This window comes from Gemmatimonadota bacterium (genome assembly GCA_016719105.1).
Lineage (GTDB): Bacteria > Gemmatimonadota > Gemmatimonadetes > Gemmatimonadales > Gemmatimonadaceae > SCN-70-22.
Genome location: JADKAQ010000016.1, coordinates 113,649 through 134,309 on the forward strand (window position 1 = coordinate 113,649; position 20,661 = coordinate 134,309).

Consider the following 20,661-nt stretch of genomic DNA (forward strand, 5'->3'; position numbering starts at 1 on the left):
TTCCTGTGGGGAGGAGAAGACGGGAAGACGGGAAGACGGGAAGACGGGAAGACGAGATGAAACCCCGTCCCTTGTGAATCAATTCACGAGGAGGGGGGCAAAGCAAGCGGAACTCCCCCCGGCGACGTCCCAACTCGTCTTCCCGTCTTCCCGTCTTCCCGTCTTCGGACCTACTCGTACCTGAGCGCTTCGACCGGGTCGAGGTTTGCCGCGCGGGCCGCAGGGGCCATCCCGAAGAGGATCCCGGTGAGCGCGCTCGCGACCAGCGAGGCGACGACAGCCGGGAGGGGGACGGCGGCGGGGATGCTCGTCCAGCTCCGAATCCCGATGGCCAGGAGGGCACCGGCGCCCAGCCCCACGGCGGCACCGATGCTGGTCAGCGTGGCCCCCTCGACGAGGAACTGCCAGAGGATCGTGCGCCGTGTGGCCCCGAGCGCCTTGCGCACCCCGATCTCGCGGGTGCGCTCGGTCACCGAGATCATCATGATCGCCACCACCCCGACCCCGCCCACCAGGAGCCCAACGGCGGAAAGCACCAGCATCACGAGAAAGAGGGCGCCGAAGACCTTGTTGAAGGTCTCCGCGATCTTGTCCTGGCCGACCAGGTAGAAGTTGCTGCGTTGCGACGGGCGCAGCCCGCGCAACGAGCGCATGGTCGCGGTGACCTCGTCCATGGTCTCCCCGCGCGTGACGCCGGCGCGCGGCTTGACGTTGATCATCATCCCGCGCATCCAGACGTTGAGCCGGCGGCGCGCGGTCTCGGCAGGGACGATGATCTTCGGAGTCTCGGGTCCGCGACCGTCGAGCGACTTGAGGAACCCTCCCCGCGTCTGGTAGATGCCGATGACCGAGAACTGCTGTCCATCGATCATCACGTCCTTGCCGATCGGGTCGGATTGCCCGAAGAGCTGCTTGGCCAGGGTGTCGTTGAGGATCGCGATGGGGGCGGCGTTGCTCGCTTCCTTGGACGTGTAGTTGCGCCCGGGGTAGATGTCGCCGCCGTCGGTGAGGAGCCACTCGTCGCCGTAGGCCTCGAGGTTCACCGACTCGATGGCGACGTTCATGTAGCGAATGCCGGAGTTGCCGAAGAGCCACGGCGAGGCGGCGCCGACGGAGGGAAGCGCCTTGATGGCACGCCATTCCTCCATGGTGATGGTCGGGTTGCGCCTGTCGGGACAGTTCTCGTCGGTCCCGTCGCAGGCGTTGATCCCGACATCCTGGCGCCGTACCATGAACGCGTCGCCGCCGAAGGCGTCGAGGTCGGACTGGAACGAGAGGGTGACGCCGTGGATCGTCGCGGCCATCGCCACCACCACGAAGACGCCGACCGCCACGCCGAGGATGGTGAGCGCTGCCCGCACGCGATTGGCGCGAATGGCGTCGAGGGCGATGAAGATCCCCTCGAGGGTGGCCTGCAGCGAGGCCGTGAGCGAGGGCTTCATTCCTGACGCAGTGCGGCGATGGGATCGAGGCTCGCGGCGCGGCTGGCGGGATAGAGTCCGGCGACGATGCCGACGCCGGCGCCCAGCAGGACGGCGGCCGGGATCGACCAGAGCGCGACCCCCGCGGGCAGGGGAGAGAAGGCCGCGATGAGCTTGGCCATCCCGACGCCCAGCGCAATGCCTAACGCGGCGCCGAGCACGCTCAGCGACGCCGACTCCACGAGGAACTGGCGCATGATGTCGCGCCGCCGGGCCCCCAGCGCCTTGCGAATGCCGATCTCGCGCGTGCGCTCGGCCACTGCCACCAGCATGATGTTCATGATCACCAGGGCGCCGACAATGAGCCCGATCGCGGGAAGCGCGGTACCGAAGGCGATCAGCTTCCCCTTGAGCTCGTTGAAGAACGACATCGCCGAGGCCGATGACTCGAGGGCGAAGTTGTCCTTCTGGCTCGGCGACAGGTGGCGGATGCCGCGCATCACCGTGCGCACTTCCTCCATCGCCGCGTTCAGCAGCACCGGGTTGGGTGACTGCACCACCAGCGCGCGCACGTCGCCGCGCGGGTTGGTGATGCGGGCCAGCGGCGAGGTGTGCGGTCCGATGGCGAGGCGGTCGAGCGAGAAGCCGAAGACCGATCCCTGGGGCTCGATCACGCCGATGACGAGATACGGCGACCCCCCGATGCGCAGCTCGCGTCCCAGCGGGTCGAGCCCCGGGAAGAAGTGCGTCGCGGCCTCCGACCCGATCACCACCACCTTGCTCCCCAGCGTGACCTCCTGCGCCGTGAAGGGGCGGCCGCTCGTGAGCTTGTACTTCTTGAGCGTGAAGTACGACTCCTCCGCGCTCACCAGCTGCACCTGCTTGGGGCGGGCGAGCGGAGAACTGGCGTAGGCGAACGTCATGTTCTCGATCGACGACACCAGCCCGGGGGGAAGCGCCGTGCGGACCTGCTCGACCTCTGCCTTGTAGAGGCGCGGGCGCCGCTGGATTTCGCGCCAGTCGGCGTCGGAGCGCGGACCGAAGCCCTGATCGCCCCGCCGCAGCGTGAACGTGTTCACGCCGAGCAGGGCACCGGCGAAGTCATCCTCGACGTACCGGCTCATCCCCTCGACGATGCTGACGACGGCGATGAGGAACATCACGCCGATCATCACACCGAGGAGGGTGAAGAAACTCTTGAGCTTTTGGACGCGGATCGTCGCGAAGGCGAGCTTGACTGCTTCGAAGAACGGCACGAAGGGCTGATGCCTTACGAGATACCCATCGACTGCTTGAAGGCCGAGCGACGGTCGTCGCTGGCGATCACGCCGTCACGCAGCACCACGACGCGGCGCGCGTGCGCGGCGATGTCGGGTTCGTGCGTCACCATGATGACGGTCTGCCCGGTGTCGGCCAGGTTCTCGAAGACGCGCATGATCTCCTCCGAGGTCTTGGAGTCGAGGTTACCGGTCGGTTCGTCGGCGAGCAGGATCGAGGGGTTGTTGACCAGGGCGCGCGCGATGGCGACGCGCTGGCGCTGGCCCCCCGACAGCTCGTTGGGACGGTGGTTCATGCGGGTCTCGAGTTGCACCTGCTCGAGCGCGCGCTTGGCGCGGCGCTTCCGCTCGTCGGACGACACGCCGGCGTACACCAGCGGCAACTCGACGTTGTGCAGCGCCGTGGCGCGCGGCAGCAGGTTGAACGTCTGGAAGACGAAGCCGATCTCCTTGTTGCGCACACGCGCCAGCTCATCGTCGCTCATCTTCGAGACCAACATCCCGTTGAGCCAGTACTCGCCGGCGGTGGGGGTGTCGAGGCAGCCGATAAGGTTCATCAGCGTCGACTTCCCCGACCCCGAGGGCCCCATGATGGCGACGTACTCGTTCCGGCGAATGGCCAGGTCGACGCCGCGGAGGGCGCGGACGACCTCGCCCCCCATGTCGTACTCGCGCTTGAGCCCGCGCGTCACGATGACCCAGTCCTTTCCGGGGGCCTGGCCGGGGTCCATGACCACGGCCTTTCGTTCGGCGGTCGAGCTGAGCGGATGCTCGCCCGTCGTGCTCAGCGTTGCGTCGCCAGCCTGGTTGTCGCTCACGTCTTCGCTCCCGCGTCGGGCTTCTTTTCCGGCTTCGGTTCCTTCACCAGCGCTCCATCCTTCAACTCGCGAATGGCCTGGTAAGTGCCACCGACGATCTTCTCCCCGTCCTTCACCCCGGAGATGACCTCGAAATACTTGTCGCCGGCGATCCCCACCTTAACGGGGCGGAAGGTCACTTTGTTGTCCGCGCCGACAATGAAGACCCCCTCGACGTCCTTCTTGCCAACTTCCTTCTTCTTGGGCTGCCCGGGGGCCCCCGCCGTGTCGGCGGCGTTGAGCTCCTCGTTCTCGCGCACCGTGAGCGCGATGATCGGGATCGTCAGCACCGAGGTGCGGGTGTCGGTCACGATCTTGGCCGTCGCCGAAAAGTCGGGGCGCGTCTCGGCCGGCGGGTTCATGAGCTGGATCTTCACTTCGTAGTCGATCGCCTGCTCGGTGCTCCCGGTGCTCGCGGTCGCCTTCACCGAGGAGTTCGAGATCTCGACCACCTTGCCAACGAACGTCGTATCGGGGAAGGCGTCGATCTGGATGACCGCGGAGTCGCCGAGGGAGATGCGGGCCACGTCGGTCTCGTCGACCTTGACCTTGGTCTCGAAGACCGACAGGTCGGCGATGGTCAGGAGCGTGGCGGCGTCCTTGTTGAACGTCCCCGGGACCGCGGTCTCGCCCTGCTCGACGGCGAGGCGCGTGATCTTCCCCGACATCGGGGCGAGGATGGTCGTACGCGCCAGGTTGCTGCGCGCTTCCCGGAGCGAGGCGGCCGACTGATCGGCATTCTGGTTGGCCGACTCGAAGAGGGCGGTGTTGACCTCCACCGCGGTCTTGAGCTGCTCCAGTGACTCCGCGGAGATGAGGGCAGCGTTGGTCTTCTGGATCTCCAGCGAGCGCTCGTAGGTGCGCTGCGCCTGGAGGAGGTTGGCCTTGGCCTGGGCCGCCGACGCCTTCGCCGACGCCACGGCGGCCTCGGAGCGCTGCACCGCCGCCTGATACTGCGCCGGATCGATCTCGAGGAGGAACTGCCCCTTCTTCACGATCTCCCCTTCCTTCACCGCCAGGCGCACGATCCGCCCGCTGATGTCGGCCGCGACATCGACCTTCGTGACCGGTTGCACCTGACCGCTGGCCGTGACCGAGGCGACGAGGTCGCGCTTCTGCACGCTCTCCATGCGCACCTCGGTGGCCTTGTCACCGCCCTTGGCCTTGGCCGCCAGCGCCGCCCCGACTGCAGCGACCACCACGATCCCAAGTCCCCACTTCAGTCCTTTACTCATTGCACTCGTCCTCGGTTATCGAAGCGGGCGACCCACCGCCGATTCCAGCGCGGCGAAGGCCTTGTGATAGTCATAGATCGCGTTGATGCGGTCGGTCTCGGCGCGCTCGAAGTCGCTACGCGACTGCGTGACGTCGACGAACGTGTTGGCTCCCACGCGGAAGCGCTCCTGCGACAGCGCCAGCGCCTCGCGTGCCGCCACCGTGTTCTGCTCCTGCAGCCGCACCGTCTGGTACGCGGTCACCAGGTTGCGGTACGCCGACGTGACGTCGGCCGTGAGCTTGAGCTCCTGCTCCCGCACCCGGTAGCGGGCATCATTGCGGCTGGCGGCCGCCTCCTGGATCCGCTGCTCGCGGGTGAAGCCGTCGAAGATGGGGAGCGAGATCTGCGCCGACAGCTGGATCGGCGAGCGCGTCATCTTGAAGGGGAACTGGGCGTTGGCGTCGCGCAACGCCGACGCCTGCGCATCGGTGAAGACGATCGCGCCGCACTGCTGCAGGATGCTGGGGAGCCCGGCGCCGCGGCGGAGCGAGTCCTGCGAGATGCACGAGCGCTGCTGCGACAGCGCGCTGGCGCGGGCGTCGGAGATGCTGCCATCGATGTTGCGCAGCTGCTGCGAGAAGCCGCTGACCCCCGAGCTGAGCGACAGCGACGGGAAGTACGCCGACCGTGCACTCGAGACCTGCACGTCGCTCGCCCGTTCGCGCGAGCGCAGCGCCGCCAGCGCCGGGTTCCCCGAGCGCGCCTGCCCGAGCAACGCGTCGAGCTGCACCTTCGGCTCCTCAATGGCGAACTGGGACGAGAGCGACACGCCGGCCGGCTGCTCCACCCCGATCTGCTGGAAGAGGCGGAGCTTCTCCACCTCCACGTTGTTGCGCTCGCGAAGGACGGCGACCTGCTGCTGCCCCACCTGCACCTCGGCGCGGCGCACGTCGAGTGTCGTCGCGGCCCCCACCTGCTGGCGCGCACGGGCCAGTTCGAGCTGGGCCTGCGTCGAGCGCAGCAGGGTGTCCTGCAACGTCGCACGCGAGAGCGCCTGCAGCACGTTGAGGTACTGCGTGATCACGTTGGCGCGCAGCGTGGCCTCGGCGCTCGTCACGTCCGATTCGGCCGCGGCGAGGTTGGCCTGCTGCTGCTTGCGCGCCATCCAGGTCGCCGCGCTGATCGCGAGATCGACCCCGAGGTCGGCGCTCGACGACAGCACGTCGGAGGTCGAACCGAAGGCCTGGCCGGCGAAGAACTGCTGACGACCTTCGCGATAGCTCGACCCGAAGGAGGTGCGCACCGTGGGAAGGAGCTGCCCCTTGGAGGCGCGGAGCGCGGCGGCCGCACGCTGACGGCTCGAGCCGGTCTGGAGGTACTGCGGGTTGTTGCGGACCGCGAGCCGGATGGCCTCGTCGAGCGTGAGCACTGGCCCGCTCGCCTGGGCCGACACGTGCGCGAAAGGCGCAGCGCCGACGACGAGCAGGGTGCAAATCAAGCGTCGCATGGAATGACGGGTGCGAAGGGAGGGTGGAGTCTGCAGGCTGTACGGCGCAGGAAAATGACGGGTTTCAGTTGATCCCAACAAACCGGAAACGCTCCGCGGCGACGCGGAGCGTTGAGTCGGTCGGGGATCCACAGGGACGAACCGCGGCCGTCGCGTTATGGTGCCGGCGGATCGTCGCGCTGCGCGACGAGGTTGCGCGCCGGGATCGCGACCTTGAGGACGCGCCCCTTGGCGTCGACCCACACGTCGCGCGTCGCGCCGCTCGGTTCGGTCAGCACGATGTGTCGCGCCTCGAGGTCCTTGGTCCCGACCGTGACGCGATCGGCGCCCGCGCTCGAAACGGTCAACACCAGCTGCGCGTTGCGACGCGGAACGACGATGGCCATGCGCGCGTCGTTGGACCGGCGGGCCAGGAAGTAGTACTGGTGAAAGACGTCATCATCGAGGATGAGGGCGCCGTCGGTCACGATGTACTCCTTGGCCGATTCGCCGCGCGCGTTGTTGATGCGCGCACTGACACGCCCGCGCGTGATCTTCCCGCTCCACCGCTCGGAGCCGGTCGTCGTCCCGCGACTCTCGATCTGGTAGTCGGAGGGGGCCCCCATCGAGTCGGAGTGCAGCGCGGGCGTGAGGCGGCGATCGCCGAAGACGACGGTCGCGCGCGCCACGTACTCCAGGGCGCCGCTGGCACCCGGCGTCCCTTCGATGCGAAAGTCCTCACGCCCCGTGCGCTGGTTGGCCACGGTGATGGTGAAGCTCCCCTGATCGATGATCTGCGCGCTCTGCGCCGGCAACGCCGTCGCCGAGACGATGAGAAGGGCAGAAAGCCCGAGAAGTCGAGTGGTCATGGCAGAAAGGTAGTACCCTGACAGGCAAGACCCGTTCACCTGGTCGTCCGGTCACGCGGTTCGCCGCGCCCACGGCCCCGCGGCCCGCCCCGTCGCTCAGTCGTCGGCCGGCGCCGGCGCCAGAAAGATGCGGTCGCGGATTCGCGAGTAGATCCGAGCGTAAATCGCCTTCCCCTTTTCGGCGCTCGCCAACGACGGGCGACCGATCGAGCCGGCGCTCGCGGCGGGAACACGCAGCGAGGGGCGCCGGTATCGCCTGAGCGCCTCGGGGGTGATCATATAGTCCTGCGCCTTCTCCATCACCACGAGGGCCGGCGCGAGATGGAGCAGGAGCGAAGTGTCCACCTCGTCGCCATGCAGCGGCCCCAACCCACTCACCGTCAGGTCGGAGAGATCGATCGCCAGGATGTCGACCACCCTCACGCGCGCCCCCTTGGTGATGACTGTCGAGAGCGCTTCCTGATGCCCCTCGTGCCCGTGGGCCGTCAGGAAGACGAACTCGCGAATGCCCCCCGCCTCCCAGGCGTCGGTGAGGTCGTTGAGGGCGCGCAGGAGCGTCTTTCGGCGGAGCGTCGCGTTCCCCGGGATCGTACGCTCGTGATCCGTGTTGACCCCGTACTCCACGGTCGGGGCACGCAGCACGCGCAGTTCGGCCGACAGGTCGTCGGCGAGGCGCTCCACGATGATCGTGTCCACCCCCATCGGGAGGTGCGGCCCATGCTGCTCGCACGTGCCCACGGGGATCAGGAGTCGCGGGTCGCGGGCGATCGCCTCGGCGACCTCGCCCGGGCGGAGTTCCTTGAGGCGCAGCGGCGCGTGTTGACCGGTCGAAGCAGGGGGCATGGCGTTGTCGTCGGGTGAGCGCACCACCCTGGGGTGGCTGGCGTCGGCCGCTGGGGCGATCGTCCTCGGCGCCTGGTGGCTACGCACCTGGGGCGAACCATACCTCATCGGGACAACGGCAGCCATCGCCGTCGCCCTGACGCTCGCCCTCTTCGGGACCCGCCGACTGCCCAAGCTCGCGTCGGTCGTCGCGCTGGCATGGCTGGCCGCCGAAGGGTGGATCGCCATGGGGGTCTTCGCGCGACTCGATCGCGACTGGGCGTCGTACGAGCGCGATCGTGGGGCGCGCGCCGAACAGGCCTTCGTGGCGACGATCGCCGAGGACCTGGCGACGCTGCAGGGGGCGGCCGCCCGCGCGCTCGACGTGCCGGCCGGCGTCGACGCGCGCTTCCGTGCCCTCGAGGATGCGCTCCCGTCGGCGGTACTCGGCGAGGTCTCGGCCGTCGTCTTCGAGGGGGAGCGCCCGACCACGTGGATGGGGACGGTGCGTCTCGATGTGGATTCGCTGGTGGCCCCGGCGGGGGTCGCCTGGTCGGAGTTCTACGTGGTGGCCTTTGCCACGGCGACGCGCGAGGGGCGACGCGCGGTGATGATGCGCGTGCTGGCGGCGTCGCCGCCGGCCGATCGGCTGTCGCACAGTCTGAGCGCGACGGTCGCGGCGCGCGAGGAGATCGGGGGGCTCGAGCTCGTTCGCGGCGCGCGCCCCGGCTTCCGCCAGGCGGCGCCGTCGGTGGCCCCCGAGCTGTGGGTGCAGGCGCGCACGATGGGGGCGGGGCCGGCACGACTGCGCGTCGAGGAACGGGCGCGCTTGCGCGGAGTCCTTGCCCTGATGGTCGCACTGTTGGCCGTGCTGGCCGTCGCCTGGCGACGACCGGCTCCGGCGTGGCGTCGCTTCGCAACGTTAGGGGTGGCGCTCGTCCTGGTCTGGCGCCTTCCGCTCTCGTCGCTGTCGAACCAGCTCCCCCCGTTCGATCCGTCGTACTTCTTTGCGGCCAGCGGCGGTGCCTTCACTGCCAGCGTCGGCGCCCTCGCCCTGACGGGCGCGCTGGCGGTGCTGGCGGTCTTCGCCGTGCGTCGGTTGCGGGGGGGACGGTGGGTACGGTGGGTGGCGCCGCTGGTGGTCCTGCTGATCGCGTCGCTGGGGCCGTTCCTCATGCGCGACCTGGCGCGCGGCATCACGCCGCCGTCGCGCGGGATCCCCGCATCGCTCTGGCTGGCGTGGGAGGTGGCGCTCTTCCTGGCTGCCACGGCGTTGCTGCTGGCGATGGTGCAAGCGGGGCGGTTGACCCTGGGCGCCACACGTGGCCTGTCGGCGATGGTGGCACCCAGCATCGCCGCCGTCGCCGCCGTCATGGCGCCGCTGCTCTGGAGCGCCCCCGGGCGTTGGCCCGGCTGGTATCCGACCCTCTGGATCGCGGCGTTGGCGGCATTGGCGCTGGCGCGGCGCACCCGCGGCTCCGTATTGCACGCGTCGTTCGTCGCCGCGTGTGGCGCGGCGACGCTGGTCTGGGGAGCGGTGTCGCGCGAGCGCGTCGCGCTGGCCGAGCGGGACGTGCAGGGGCTCACCGTCCCCGATGCGGAGACGCAGCGCCTTCTCGAGCGATTTGCCGACACCCTGCACGGGAGCGCGCCACCGCGCACGCGGGTCGACCTGCTGCGGCTGTACATCGCCTCCGACCTGGCGGCGTCGGGCAACCCGATGGAGCTGGCGACGTGGGGGGCCGGTGCCACCTCTCCAGACGCCGAGTTGGTGGTCGCCGACTTCGAGCGCCGTCCCGAAGGCGAGCGTGAGGTGGTCGCCGAGGTGGCGACGTCGGGGCGAGCGGTGGTGCGCGAGATGGCGTCGGTGCAGGGGGTGCAGCTCGTCCTGGCGGCACCCGTGGACTCCGGGCGGGTGGTGACCGTGGTCGTCTCGCCGCGCACGCGCCTCATCGCCGACGACCCGTTCGCCGCCCTGCTGGGGCTCGAGGTGCCGACGATCGTCGAGCCGCCGTACCGCCTGGCGGTCGCCTCGTTAGGGCGCGACGCGTCGCTCGACGAATCGCGGCGGTGGGTGCGCCTGGGCGACGAGTTGCACGGCGACTGGCGCATCGGCGGGACGCGCGGCTTCGTGCGCGCGCACGTCGAGGTCGAGCTGCGCTCGATCGACGCGCTCGTGCAGCGCGGGGCGTTGCTCGTCCTGCTCGACCTGGGGATCGTCGTGCTGCTCTGGACGCTGGCCGCGGCCGCCGACGGCGCGCTGTGGCGCTGGGTCCGCGTGCGGGTGCGGCGCTGGCGCTCCTCGTACCGCACACGCCTGACGGCGGTGGTCTTCGCCGCCTTCATCCTCCCGGCGGGCGCCTTCGCCATCTGGACCTACCGCCGGCTGCAAGACGAAGATCAACTCTCGCGCGAGCTGCTGGTGCGCGAGACGCTGCGTGCGGTGGCCGCCACCAGCGACCTCGGTCGTCTCTCCCAGGAGGGCGATCGCCTCGACACGCCGCTCTTCCTGTACAATGGCGGACGGCTCACGCGCTCCAGCGACGAGCTGTACGACGCCCTGGTGCCGCTGGGGCGGTACCTCGACCCGGTCGCCGCGCAGGGGGTCGCGTTAGGCGAGGAGGTCGCCGCCAATCGCCGCATCACCGTGGGCGGCGTGACCACCCTCGTCGGCTATCGCGTGCTGATGGACACGCGCAGCGAGCGCATCATCCTCGCGGCGCCCGCCAGGCGCAGCGAGCAGACGCTGGAGCGGCAGCGCAGCGATCTCGGCGTCCTGGTCGCCTTCGCCACCGCGCTGGGCGCCCTGGCGGCGCTCTGGCTGAGCGGGCTGGTGGCGCGCGGCTTCGCTGCCCCCATCGGGGCGCTGCGCGATGCGGCGATCGACGTCGCCGGCGGGCGTGCGACGCTCCCCTCGCTCGGCTCGCTCCCGCCGTACGAGTTCCGCCCCGTGTATTCCGCGTTCCGCCAGATGGTCACCGACCTCGGCGCCTCGCGCACCGCGCTCGAGGAGGCACAGCGTCGCACCGAGGCGGTCCTGCGCAACGTGGCCAGCGGCGTCATCGCCTGCGACCCCGACGGGACGATCACGCTCGCCAACGCGCAGGCCGAGCGCATCCTCGGGCGCGCGATCCCACCGGGGGAGACGCTGCAGGCGCTGGGCGTCCCGGCCCTGCATGTGCAGCTGACGGCGTTCGCTGGAGGTGAGGGCGCCCGCGGTGCCGACGCCGCCTTCGCGCTGGAGCATCGCGGGCGCGACCTGCGCGTGCGCCTGACGCGGCTCTCGCGCGGCGGGGGTGGGGTCGTCCTCACGCTCGATGACGTCACCGACCTCGCACGGGCGCAGCGCGTCTTTGCCTGGGGGGAGATGGCGCGCCAGGTGGCGCACGAGATCAAGAACCCGCTCACGCCCATTCGCCTGGGGGTGCAGCACCTGCGGCGCGCCCGGGCCGACCGGCGTGAGGACTTCGACGCCATCCTCGAGCGGAACGTCACGCGCATCCTCGCGGAGATCGATCGCCTGGACGAGATCGCGCGATCCTTTTCCAAGTTTGGCACCGTCCCCGGCGAGCGGGATCCCGGGACGCCGACCGATGTCGCCGCCGTACTGCGCGACGTCGCCGCGCTCGAGCGCATGGGGGACTCGGGGGTGGAGTGGGTCGTGGAGCACGGCGACGAGGCGGCATGGGCTCTCTCGCACGCCGAGGAGCTGCGCGAGGTCCTGCTCAACCTGCTGGAGAACGCGCGCCACGCGAACGCGCGGCGCGTGGTGGCGCGCATCATCCGCACCCCGGAGCACGTGACCATCGAGGTGGAGGATGACGGCGATGGCATCGCCGCCGACGTGCTCCCGCGCGTCTTCGAACCGCACTTCTCCACGCGGACGAGTGGAAGCGGGCTGGGGTTGGCGATTTCCAAGCGCCTCGTCGACGCCTGGGGCGGCTCCATCCAGATCGGTCCGGCGACTCCGCGCGGCACGGACGCCCAGCCGACCGACCCGACCGCGCCGTCAGATGGAACAAAGGTGCGGGTGACGCTGGTACCGGCGACGTCGCCGTAACAGCTTTCGGGCATGTCATCGACCCCCTACGACGGCGTCCGTGCCGCGCGTCCGGCGGACTCCCCCGACGCGCCCAACCGTGTGTCGTATGAGCTGCCGACGCACCTGCGCAGCTGGGAGCTCCCGCCGGAATGGGCGTGGGGGAGCGAAGGGGTCTTCATGGAGTACCGCCACTACCAGGAGATTCGCGACGCCCTCGGGCGCTCGCTCTCGCTGGTGAGTGCGCCGGACCCGGCGCACGTGGGCTGGCTCGCACGCGAGGCGCGCTACCTGGCGCACCGCAATCACCCCGCGATTCCGACGACGTATCACTACTGGGCGCCGCATTCGCAGAGCAAGCGTGGCCCGGGCTACCTGCGCCGCTGGATCTCGTCGGAAACCATCGGCGGGCGCGTGCGCCGCACCGGCCCCGAGGAGATCCCCGCGGTCATGCGAATGATCCGCGCCGTCGGATCGACGCTCGCCTACCTGCACGACTCGGGGCAGACGCACGGCGGGATGTCGCCGGAGGTCGTGTGGGCGTCGCCGTCGGGGCGCTTCTGGGTCCTGGGATGGCAATGGGCGATGCTGCGACAGGAGGTGCCGGACGGCCTGCTCCCCGATCGTCGCTGGACACCGATGCCCCCAGAGTGGGAGGGCGCGGGGTGGCAGCCGTCGCTCGCCTCGGATCAATGGCAGCTGGCGGCGACCTGCTTTCTCGCCTTGACCGGGGAGATGCCCCCGTCGAGCGAAGCGCCCCCCATTCGCCTCATGCGTCCGGAGTGCCCGCAGGCGCTGGCCCACATCCTCGACCAGGCGCTCGTCCCCGATCCCACGTTGCGGCATCGGTCGGTGTCGTCGATGCTGCGCGCCCTGGAACGCGTGAGCGGGACGCGCTCGATGTTCGTCAGCGCGCCGGCCATCCCCTCGGCGCTCAGCGAAGAGGGGCGCCTTCGTTGGGCGGTGGGCGACGACTACGAGATCCTCGGCTTCCTCGGGAAGGGGACCTTCGGCAGCGTGTGGCGCGCCCGCGACCTCTCGCTCGAGCGCGAGGTCGCCTTGAAGATGTTGCACCCGGCGGTGGCCGAGGACGAGCGGGCGGTGGCGCGCTTCCGTCGTGAGGCGCGGCTGGCGGCGATGCTCGCGCACCCGGCCATCATCCCCATCTACGATTGGGATGCGCGCGGCGAGGTCACCTGGTACACGATGGAGCTGGCCGAGGGGGGCTCGGTGGCCGAACTCGTGGCTCGCGCCGGCCCGCGCCCCTTCGAGGAGGTCGCACCGCAGGTGGAGGCGATCCTCGACGCGCTCAACGCGGCGCACACCAACGGAATCGTGCACCGCGACCTCAAGCCCGAGAACGTCCTGATCGATCGCTACCGTCGCTGGCGCATCACCGACTTCGGGATCGCCAAGGGCGAAGACGAGCAGGCGGGTGCCACCGGGACCCCGGCCTTCGCCGCCCCCGAGCAGTTGCTGGGAGAGGCCCAGGGTCCCGCCGTCGACTGTTTCGGCGTGGCCGCGATCATCTACTACGTGCTCGCCGGCATGCCGCCGTTCGACGCTCGCGACACGCAGGCGCTGCTCGCCCAGCAGTTGGGGGCCCGCTACGACGAGAGCGTGCTGCCGCCGCCACTCCAGCCCTTCATCAAGCGGGGACTCTCTCCCGACCCGACGCAGCGCTTCAGCGACGCCGGGGCGATGAAGGAGGCGTGGCGCGAAGTCGTGGAGGAGATGGAGCGCGAGGCGCGCCGTGGCGACACCTGGTGGGGACGCGTGCTCGGCTAGCGCGCGACCGATCGTCGCGGTCGACGCAACGCACGACGCCCCGCTCGCGAGCGGGGCGTCGTCGTTTCCTGGCCCTGCACGCAGCCTAACGCGCGCCGGCGCGTCCCTTGAGGTCGTTGTACACGATGTCGAGAAAGACGTCGGGGGTCATGAAGCCCTTGCCCCACTTGGCGTCGAACTCGGCCGTCGGTTTGGCCGCCGCCACCTCGGTGAGCGACTTCCCTTGCGACACGAGGGTGCGGATCCGGTCGCGAATCGTCCCGATCACGCGCCGGAACTCCTGCAGGTCGGCCTTGCTGGCCACCGGACCGTGGCCGGGGATGATCTTCGTCTGGTCGTTGGCGATGGCGAGCACGCGATCGGCGGCGGCGATGATCCCGTCGATGGTACCGCCGCTCCCCGAGTCGATGAACGGGTAGCTCCCGTTGGGAAAGGCATCGCCCATGTGGATCACGTTCGCCTTCACGAAGTGGATGTACGCGTCGCCGTCCGTGTGCGCCGGCGCCAGGTGCACCACGCGCAACGAATCGCCGTTGAGGTGCAGCGAGATGTCCTCGGCGAAGGTGACGACCGGGAGCGCCGCGTAGGGCGACGGCGGCGTCGTGCGGTTGAAGCGCTGCGAGAACTGCGCGGTGCTCATGCGCTTGCGCACGTTGTCGTGCGCCACGATCACCGCTCCCGTCTTGCCGAACGCTTCGTTGCCGCCCGTGTGGTCACCGTGCAGGTGCGTGTTGATCACGAAGCGCACCGGCTTGTCGGTGAGGCGCGCAATCGCCGCCTTGATCTTGTCGCTCAGCGGCGCGTACTGGTCGTCGATGAGCACCGCGCCGTCGTCGCCGATCAGCAGCCCCATGTTGCCGCCGCTCCCGAACAGCGCGTACACGCGCGGGGCGAGCTGCTGAACGGTGACCTGCACCGAATCGAAGTTCTGTTGCGCCATCGCCGGACGTGCCACCACGATCGTCGCGGTGGCCGCCAGGAGCGCGAGGAGGGATGGGCGACGCATCAGCGGTCTCCGTCGAGCATCCCGCCCAGCACGCCGAGCACCGACCCTTCCTCGCGGCGTCCACCGCCGGCGCGTGGGGCAGCGGCGATGATGCGGTCGGCCAGGCGAGAGAAGGGGAGCGTCTGCAGCACCACCTTGCCCGGTCCCGTCAGCTGCATGAAGAACAACCCCTCGCCCCCGAAGAGCGCGGTCTTGATCCCCGGGACCATCTGGATGTCGTACGACACCGTCGGCTGCATGGCCACAAGGCACCCCGTATCGACGCGCAACCGCTCGCCCGCCGCCAGGGTGAGCTCCATCAGTGTCCCCGACGCGTGCAGGAAGACGAGCCCGTCCCCCATCAGCTTCTGCAGGATGAATCCCTCGCCGCCGAAGAAGCCGGCGCCGATGCGACGCGTGAACGCGACCGTGACATCGACCCCGCGCGCCCCGCACAGGAACGAGTCCTTCTGCGCGATGATCGTCCCGCCCCAGCTCGCCAGGTCGATCGCCTGGATCTTTCCCGGATACGGGGCGGCGAACGCCACGTCACGGCGGATCGTCGCCTCGTTCATGAACCAGGTCACGAAGAACGAGTCACCCGACAGCACTCGCTTGCCGGCAGACATGAGTTTGTCGAAGAGCCCGCCGCCACGCCCGGTCTGGTCGAGCGAGGTCGCCATGCGGATCCCGTCCTGCATGTACATCATCGCCCCCGCCTCGGCCACGACAGCCTCGCCGGGATCGAGCGTGATCACCACGCCCTGCAGGTCATCCCCAATCAACCGATAGTCGATCTCGTCTGCTCTCATGGCCTGGCCTCGCACTGGGATCGAGGCGCGCCGGGCGGCGCGCGGATGAGGTGCAAGTCGGCGCGCCACCGCGCCGCACCGACCTGGCACCGAACTCCGGGGAAATGAACGGAGGACGGGTCGGAACGGTAGGGGAGCCCGGGCACCGACGCACATCGACGTCGCGCGCGAAGTGCGGACGCCGTCGGCCGGCGCTACCTTGCCACGATGACTACACGCCTCGTGTCCCCCCGTCGTGGCCGGCGCGCCATGCGCACCGTGTACCTGTTGACCTTCGCGACGCTCATGGCCGCGTGCTCGGCGGAGACCAAGGAGAAGACGAGCACGTCGGCGGGGAACGCGGCGGCCGAGACCTCACCGTCGGCGGCGGCACCCGCCGGAGGGGCGGCGACGCCGGGCGCCACCTCGCCATGTCTGATGGAGGGGGCGTGGACCCCGTGTGCCATCGAGGATCGGCTCGTGCACGCGGGGGTGGTCCTCGATCGTCAGGCGGAGCCGGTGAGGCATCCGTTCTTCACCGTCCCCGGGACGGTGTATCACATCGGGAACCCCGAGCACGAACTGCAGGTCTTTCTCTATCCCACGGCGGCTGACCGCGAACGCGACACCGCCGCGCTGGACAGTGCGACCGCCTCGCCCAAGGGGACGCGCGTGATCTGGCGCACGCCGCCCACGCTGGTGACCTCGAATAACATGGCGGCGGTGATCCTCAGCCTCAACGACCGGACCGTCGAGCGCCTGGCGTTGGCGCTGGCGGCCGGGCTCCCCCAGCCGGAGAAGCGTTAGGCGCGGGCGGCTCGCGCGAGGGCGGTGCGCTGCGCTGACCGGACTGGTGCCCGGTCGGCTGCCCCGTCAGCTGCCCCGGAACGATCGCCCCGGCACCGAACTTCGCCCGCAGGGCATCGACCGCCGTGGCGAGCGCGCGATCGCGTGCGGTCTCCAGTGCCTCGGGGGCTGGCGCCTCGCCAAAGAGCGAAAGCTGCGCGACCTCATCCGCTCCGTCGCTCAGCCCCGACAGCCCGACGCCCAGCAGGCGGGCCGGCGTACGGCGCGCCGTGCGCAGCTTGCGCAGCAGTTCGTGCGCCACGCCGAGGATCACGCGGTCGGCCACGACCGGCGCATCGAGGGTGCGACTCGCACTTCGCAGGCGAAAATCGGCGTCCTTGAGCTTCACCGTGATGGTGCGCGCCGTGAGCGCCTTGCCGCGCAGGTCCGACGCCACACGTGTCACCAGGCGCACCAGTTCGACGTCGAGCTGCGCGTCGTCGTTCACGTCGTCGTGAAACGTGTCCTCGTGGCTGACACTCTTGGGCTGTTCGCGCGCCACCACCTCATCGCTCCCGATCCCCTGCACGCGGTCCAGGAGCCATCGGCCGGCGCGCTCCCCGAGCATGCGCTCCAGCGCCGGACGTCCGGCTGCCAGCACGTCGGGAACGGTATGGAGCCGCATGGCGGACAACCGATCGCGCAGCCGTGGCCCCACCCCGGGGATGTCGCCCAGCGGCACCTGGCGCACGAACGCTCCCTCGTCGCCGGGCGCCACGACAAAGACGCCGGTGCCGGCACTCCCCGGCTTGGGCTTCCCGAACTCGACGGCCAGCTTGGCGATGAGCTTGTTGGTGCCCCCGCCTAACGAAACGGCAAGCCCGGTCTCGCGGCGTACGGCGTCGCGAATCTCGTGCGCGACGTCGGCCAACGGGGCGCGGTGGTACAAGGTCTCGGTTCCCGACAGGTCCAGGTACCACTCGTCGATGCTCGCCCCCTGCACGATGGGGGCGAAGCGGTGCAGCACGGCCGAGATCTCGCGGCTCTTGCGCCCGCAGGCCCCGCGAGGAACCGGGACGCACATCGCCTGCGGACAGAGCCGCAGCGCGCGGGCAATCGGCATCGCCGACCGCACGCCGAACTGGCGCGCCTCGTAGGAGGCCGAGCACACGACGCCGCGCGACCCCGGCGCGCCGCCGACGATCAGGAGCGCGGCCCGACCGGCCCCCTCGGGGTCGACCATACGCGCCACCGCCACGAAGAACGCGTCCGCATCGACCAGCAGGATGCGGCGCGGCAACGGGAGGGACGGGGACGAGTCGGGGCGTGGGAGTGGCGGCATGGCTCGAGGGCGCGCCGGGAAGATACGACGACGCGCCGCCTCCCGGCTGGGGGAAGCGGCGCGTGAAACGCGGCCGGGGGGAGGGACCCCACCACGGCCGCCTCGCCAGCGTTAGGCGCTCGTCCCCGCCGAGTGCTCGGCACGCTCGAGGGCGTCGGCCTTCACGTAGTGCATCCGGTACTGGTCGCGCAGGAGCACCTTCTGCACCTTGCCCGTCCCGGTCTTGGGGAGCGTCTCCACGAAGACGATCTCGTCCGGGACCCACCACGACGCGAAACGCTCGGCGAGCCAGGCCTTGAGCGCCTGCTGCTCCACCTGCATCCCCGGCTTGCGCACGACGACGGCAAACGGACGCTCCGACCACTTGGGGTGCGGCAGGCCGATGACCGCGGCCTCGAATACCTCGGCGTGCCCCATCAGCGCCCCCTCGAGCGCCACCGAGCTCACCCACTCGCCCCCGGACTTGATCACGTCCTTCGACCGGTCGGTGATCGTCACGCAGCCGTCAGGCGCAATCGTGACGATGTCGCCGGTGCAGAACCAGCCATCGTCGGTGAACTGCGTGACCGGGTCCTCGGGGCGATAGTAGGCACTCGCGATCCACGGCCCGCGCACCTCGAGTTCGCCCATCGCCTTGCCATCCCAGGGGATGAGCCCATCCTCGCTTCGGGCGCGGATCTCCACCCCGGGGACCGGATAGCCCGCCTTGGCCAGCTGGTGGAACTGCTCGTGCTCGGCGATCCCCTCGTGCTTGCTCATGAGCTTGGAGATCGTCCCGATCGGCGACATCTCCGTCATCCCCCACCCCTGCTGCACGTGAATGCCGTGGCGCTGCTTGAAGCCGCGGATCATCGACTCCGGCGGGGCGGCGCCGCCCACCAGTGTCATGCGCATGGCGGAGAGATCCCACTTGCCCGGCGCCTGATCGAGGGCCTGCAGGATGCCTAACCAGATCGTGGGGACGCCGGCCGACATCGTCACCCGTTCGCCCGCCATGAGGTCGAGGAGCGACAGGGGATCGAGGTGCGGTCCCGGGTGCACCTGCGATGCCCCCATCAGGGCGCAGGTGTACGGGAAGCCCCAGGCGTTCACATGGAACATCGGCACCACCGGGAGCATCACGTCGCGTTCCACGATCCCCGCGCCGTCCGACGAGATCGACATCAGCGTGTGCAGGACCAGCGAGCGGTGCGAGTACAACACCCCCTTCGGCTTCCCCGTGGTCCCCGACGTGTAGCACATGGCCGCGGCCGAGCGCTCGTCCAGATCGTCGAAGGGGAAGGGCTCGTCCGACGTGTTGGCCAGGAGCGCTTCGTAGTCGAGCGCCCCGGCGGGAGTCTCGCCGCCGTCGGACATCACGATGACGTGCTTCACGGAGACGTGCGGCGCCACCTTCTCCCACAGCGGCCAGAGCACGTGGTCCACGAGGACGACCTGATCCTCCGCATGACCGATGATGTACGACAGGTCGGTCGGATGCAGGCGCAGGTTGAGCGTATGAAGGACGAACCCCGCCGAGGGGATGGCGAAGTAGGCCTCGAGATGTCGCTGGTTGTTCCACGCCAGGGTGGCCACGCGAGCGCCGGGCTCGAGCCCGAGCTCCTTGAGTGCGTGGGCGAGTCGCCCGGCACGCGCGATGACTTCCCCGTACGTCGCGCGCGAGATGGTCCGGTCGGGACGGCGCGAAATCACCTGCTTCTCGGGGTACAGATCGCGCGCTCGCCGAATGATCATCGGGATCGAGAGCGGTACTTCCTGCATCAGGCCTTGCATGGGAAAGACTCCAGGCGGGCGACGATGTTGACTGTCGGGAGGAAATCCTGACCGGTGGGCGCGAAGAAACTGCTACGCATGCGCGAACGGCACAACCCGGCCGTTGAGGAACGAACGAGACGCCGGCACCGACGCAAGCCCTCGGGCCTGCCGAAGACGGACCAACACGGCGTGCTGGCCGCGCCGCGGCGGGGGCGCTAACCTCCGGCTTCCCCGCACCCTTTTCGTCATGTCGCGTTTGCCATCCGCGCTCGCCGCTGGCCGTGTTCCGCTCGTTGCCGCCGCTGCCGCCGTTGTCGCCGTCTCGATGGCGCCCACGCCCGCGCGCGCGCAGGGCAATACCGACGTCTTCCTCGCGTCGTTAGTGCTGCGCCCCGGCGCCGTGCAGGTCACCGCGCTCCGCAACGTGACGGCCCGCGAGGGCTACGACAACCAACCCGCCTTCTCGCGCGACGGCCGCACCCTCTACTTCACGTCGACCCGCGAGGACGCGCAGGCCGATATCTACGCGTACGCACTCGCCGATGGCACGATGTCGCGCGTCACCCGCACCGCGCCGGAGAGCGAGTACTCGGCGACGGAAGTCCCGGACGGTGGCGCACTGTCCGTGATCAGGGTCGAGCGCGACTCCACGCAGCGCCTCTGGCGTGTGCCGCTCGGCACGGGGACAGAAGCGGTGATCCTCCCGTCGCTCAAACCGGTCGGCTACCACGCCTGGGCCGATCCGTTTCGCCTCGCGCTCTTCGTGCTCGGAGCCCCGCCCGTCCTTGTCCTCGCGGATGTGCGCACCGGGCGCGCCGACACCCTCATGGTCAACATCGGGCGTTCGCTGCACCGCATCCCGGGCGGATCGCACGTCTCCGTCGTGAGCAAGGCGTACGAGGAGAACTGGTACATCATGGATCTCGATGTCGACACGAGGGCGATGCGTCCCGTGGCCAAGCTCCCCAACGGAACCGAGGACTATGCCTGGCTCCCTGACGGGCGCCTGATTGCCGGGAGCGGCAGCAAGCTCTTCGTCGCCGACCCGTCCCGCGCGGCCGAGTGGGTCGAGGTGGCCGATCTCGGGTCGGGCGGGGTCACGGGCATCACGCGTCTCGCGGTCTCGCCCGCGGGAGACCGAGTCGCGATCGTCGCCATTCCGGCGACGCGGTAGTCGCGAGCACCGGTAGCCGAACGGGCCGCGCACTCGCCGTGCGCGGCCCGTCG

Annotated in this window: 15 protein-coding genes; 4 read left to right on the forward strand and 11 right to left on the reverse strand. The window is 69.9% G+C overall.

The window, feature by feature from the left end; all coding sequences use genetic code 11:
* Positions 1-170 precede the first annotated feature (170 nt).
* From IPN47_16595 to IPN47_16625, 7 genes are all read right to left on the reverse strand, one after another.
* Positions 171-1,442: an ABC transporter permease gene (locus IPN47_16595; protein ID MBK9409631.1), complete on the reverse strand. Its 1,272-nt coding sequence runs from the start codon at positions 1,440-1,442 to the stop codon at positions 171-173.
* Positions 1,439-2,677: an ABC transporter permease gene (locus IPN47_16600; GenBank protein MBK9409632.1), complete on the reverse strand. Its 1,239-nt coding sequence runs from the start codon at positions 2,675-2,677 to the stop codon at positions 1,439-1,441. Before IPN47_16600 ends, IPN47_16595 begins: the two co-directional genes overlap by 4 nt.
* A gap of 14 nt (positions 2,678-2,691) precedes the next feature.
* Positions 2,692-3,429: an ABC transporter ATP-binding protein gene (locus IPN47_16605; GenBank protein ID MBK9409633.1), complete on the reverse strand. Its 738-nt coding sequence runs from the start codon at positions 3,427-3,429 to the stop codon at positions 2,692-2,694.
* An 83-nt stretch (positions 3,430-3,512) separates the two neighbouring features.
* A complete protein-coding gene (locus tag IPN47_16610) occupies positions 3,513-4,790 on the reverse strand; it encodes an efflux RND transporter periplasmic adaptor subunit (GenBank protein ID MBK9409634.1) in 1,278 nt (425 codons plus the stop codon).
* A 15-nt stretch (positions 4,791-4,805) separates the two neighbouring features.
* Positions 4,806-6,278, reverse strand: a complete 1,473-nt coding sequence (locus tag IPN47_16615) for a TolC family protein (protein ID MBK9409635.1) — start codon at positions 6,276-6,278, stop codon at positions 4,806-4,808.
* Between the two features lie 155 nt (positions 6,279-6,433).
* The gene (locus IPN47_16620; GenBank protein ID MBK9409636.1) at positions 6,434-7,126 is read right to left on the reverse strand and encodes a hypothetical protein; all 693 of its coding nucleotides are present in this window, start codon (positions 7,124-7,126) and stop codon (positions 6,434-6,436) included.
* 96 nt (positions 7,127-7,222) lie between these two features.
* Positions 7,223-7,969 carry a creatininase family protein gene (locus IPN47_16625; GenBank protein MBK9409637.1) on the reverse strand — a complete coding sequence of 249 codons (747 nt, stop codon included), beginning with the start codon at positions 7,967-7,969 and terminating at the stop codon, positions 7,223-7,225.
* Between IPN47_16625 and IPN47_16630 the strand changes: the two genes are divergently transcribed.
* The gene (locus tag IPN47_16630) at positions 7,968-12,008 is read left to right on the forward strand and encodes a PAS domain-containing protein (protein ID MBK9409638.1); all 4,041 of its coding nucleotides are present in this window, start codon (positions 7,968-7,970) and stop codon (positions 12,006-12,008) included. The genes IPN47_16625 and IPN47_16630 overlap by 2 nt on opposite strands.
* A 12-nt stretch (positions 12,009-12,020) precedes the next feature.
* Entirely contained in the window at positions 12,021-13,775 is a 1,755-nt protein-coding gene (locus IPN47_16635) for a protein kinase (GenBank protein ID MBK9409639.1), read from the forward strand.
* Between the two features lie 85 nt (positions 13,776-13,860).
* Here IPN47_16635 and IPN47_16640 read toward each other — a convergent pair whose 3' ends face one another.
* Complete coding sequence (locus IPN47_16640) at positions 13,861-14,781, reverse strand: MBL fold metallo-hydrolase (GenBank protein ID MBK9409640.1); 921 nt, start codon at positions 14,779-14,781, stop codon at positions 13,861-13,863.
* Positions 14,781-15,572 carry a TIGR00266 family protein gene (locus IPN47_16645; protein ID MBK9409641.1) on the reverse strand — a complete coding sequence of 264 codons (792 nt, stop codon included), beginning with the start codon at positions 15,570-15,572 and terminating at the stop codon, positions 14,781-14,783. The genes IPN47_16640 and IPN47_16645 overlap by 1 nt, the downstream gene beginning before the upstream one ends.
* Positions 15,573-15,779: 207 nt before the next feature.
* Here IPN47_16645 and IPN47_16650 point away from each other — a divergent pair, with 207 nt between their 5' ends.
* Positions 15,780-16,358 (forward strand): hypothetical protein, encoded by a 579-nt coding sequence (locus tag IPN47_16650; protein MBK9409642.1) that lies wholly within the window; start codon positions 15,780-15,782, stop codon positions 16,356-16,358.
* On the opposite strand, the gene IPN47_16655 is transcribed toward IPN47_16650, so the two are convergent.
* On the reverse strand, positions 16,288-17,679 hold the full coding sequence (locus IPN47_16655) for a DNA polymerase IV (GenBank protein ID MBK9409643.1): 1,392 nt from the start codon (positions 17,677-17,679) through the stop codon (positions 16,288-16,290). The genes IPN47_16650 and IPN47_16655 overlap by 71 nt on opposite strands.
* A 111-nt stretch (positions 17,680-17,790) precedes the next feature.
* A complete protein-coding gene (locus tag IPN47_16660) occupies positions 17,791-19,452 on the reverse strand; it encodes a long-chain fatty acid--CoA ligase (protein MBK9409644.1) in 1,662 nt (553 codons plus the stop codon).
* A gap of 229 nt (positions 19,453-19,681) precedes the next feature.
* Between IPN47_16660 and IPN47_16665 the strand changes: the two genes are divergently transcribed.
* A complete protein-coding gene (locus IPN47_16665; protein MBK9409645.1) occupies positions 19,682-20,608 on the forward strand; it encodes a PD40 domain-containing protein in 927 nt (308 codons plus the stop codon).
* The last annotated feature ends 53 nt before the right edge of the window (positions 20,609-20,661 follow it).

Bases quoted from the DNA above. Each gene is read 5' to 3' on its own strand.
- IPN47_16595 (MBK9409631.1), bottom strand. From the start codon at position 1,442: ATGAAGCCCTCGCTCACGGCCTCGCTGCAGGCCACCCTCGAGGGGATC.
- IPN47_16605 (MBK9409633.1), bottom strand. From the start codon at position 3,429: ATGGACCCCGGCCAGGCCCCCGGAAAGGACTGGGTCATCGTGACGCGC.
- IPN47_16610 (MBK9409634.1), bottom strand. From the start codon at position 4,790: ATGAGTAAAGGACTGAAGTGGGGACTTGGGATCGTGGTGGTCGCTGCA.
- IPN47_16615 (MBK9409635.1), bottom strand. From the start codon at position 6,278: ATGCGACGCTTGATTTGCACCCTGCTCGTCGTCGGCGCTGCGCCTTTC.
- IPN47_16620 (MBK9409636.1), bottom strand. From the start codon at position 7,126: ATGACCACTCGACTTCTCGGGCTTTCTGCCCTTCTCATCGTCTCGGCG.
- IPN47_16630 (MBK9409638.1), top strand. From the start codon at position 7,968: ATGGCGTTGTCGTCGGGTGAGCGCACCACCCTGGGGTGGCTGGCGTCG.
- IPN47_16625 (MBK9409637.1), bottom strand. From the start codon at position 7,969: ATGCCCCCTGCTTCGACCGGTCAACACGCGCCGCTGCGCCTCAAGGAA.
- IPN47_16635 (MBK9409639.1), top strand. From the start codon at position 12,021: ATGTCATCGACCCCCTACGACGGCGTCCGTGCCGCGCGTCCGGCGGAC.
- IPN47_16640 (MBK9409640.1), bottom strand. From the start codon at position 14,781: ATGCGTCGCCCATCCCTCCTCGCGCTCCTGGCGGCCACCGCGACGATC.
- IPN47_16645 (MBK9409641.1), bottom strand. From the start codon at position 15,572: ATGAGAGCAGACGAGATCGACTATCGGTTGATTGGGGATGACCTGCAG.
- IPN47_16650 (MBK9409642.1), top strand. From the start codon at position 15,780: ATGACTACACGCCTCGTGTCCCCCCGTCGTGGCCGGCGCGCCATGCGC.
- IPN47_16655 (MBK9409643.1), bottom strand. From the start codon at position 17,679: ATGCCGCCACTCCCACGCCCCGACTCGTCCCCGTCCCTCCCGTTGCCG.
- IPN47_16660 (MBK9409644.1), bottom strand. From the start codon at position 19,452: ATGCAAGGCCTGATGCAGGAAGTACCGCTCTCGATCCCGATGATCATT.
- IPN47_16665 (MBK9409645.1), top strand. From the start codon at position 19,682: ATGTCGCGTTTGCCATCCGCGCTCGCCGCTGGCCGTGTTCCGCTCGTT.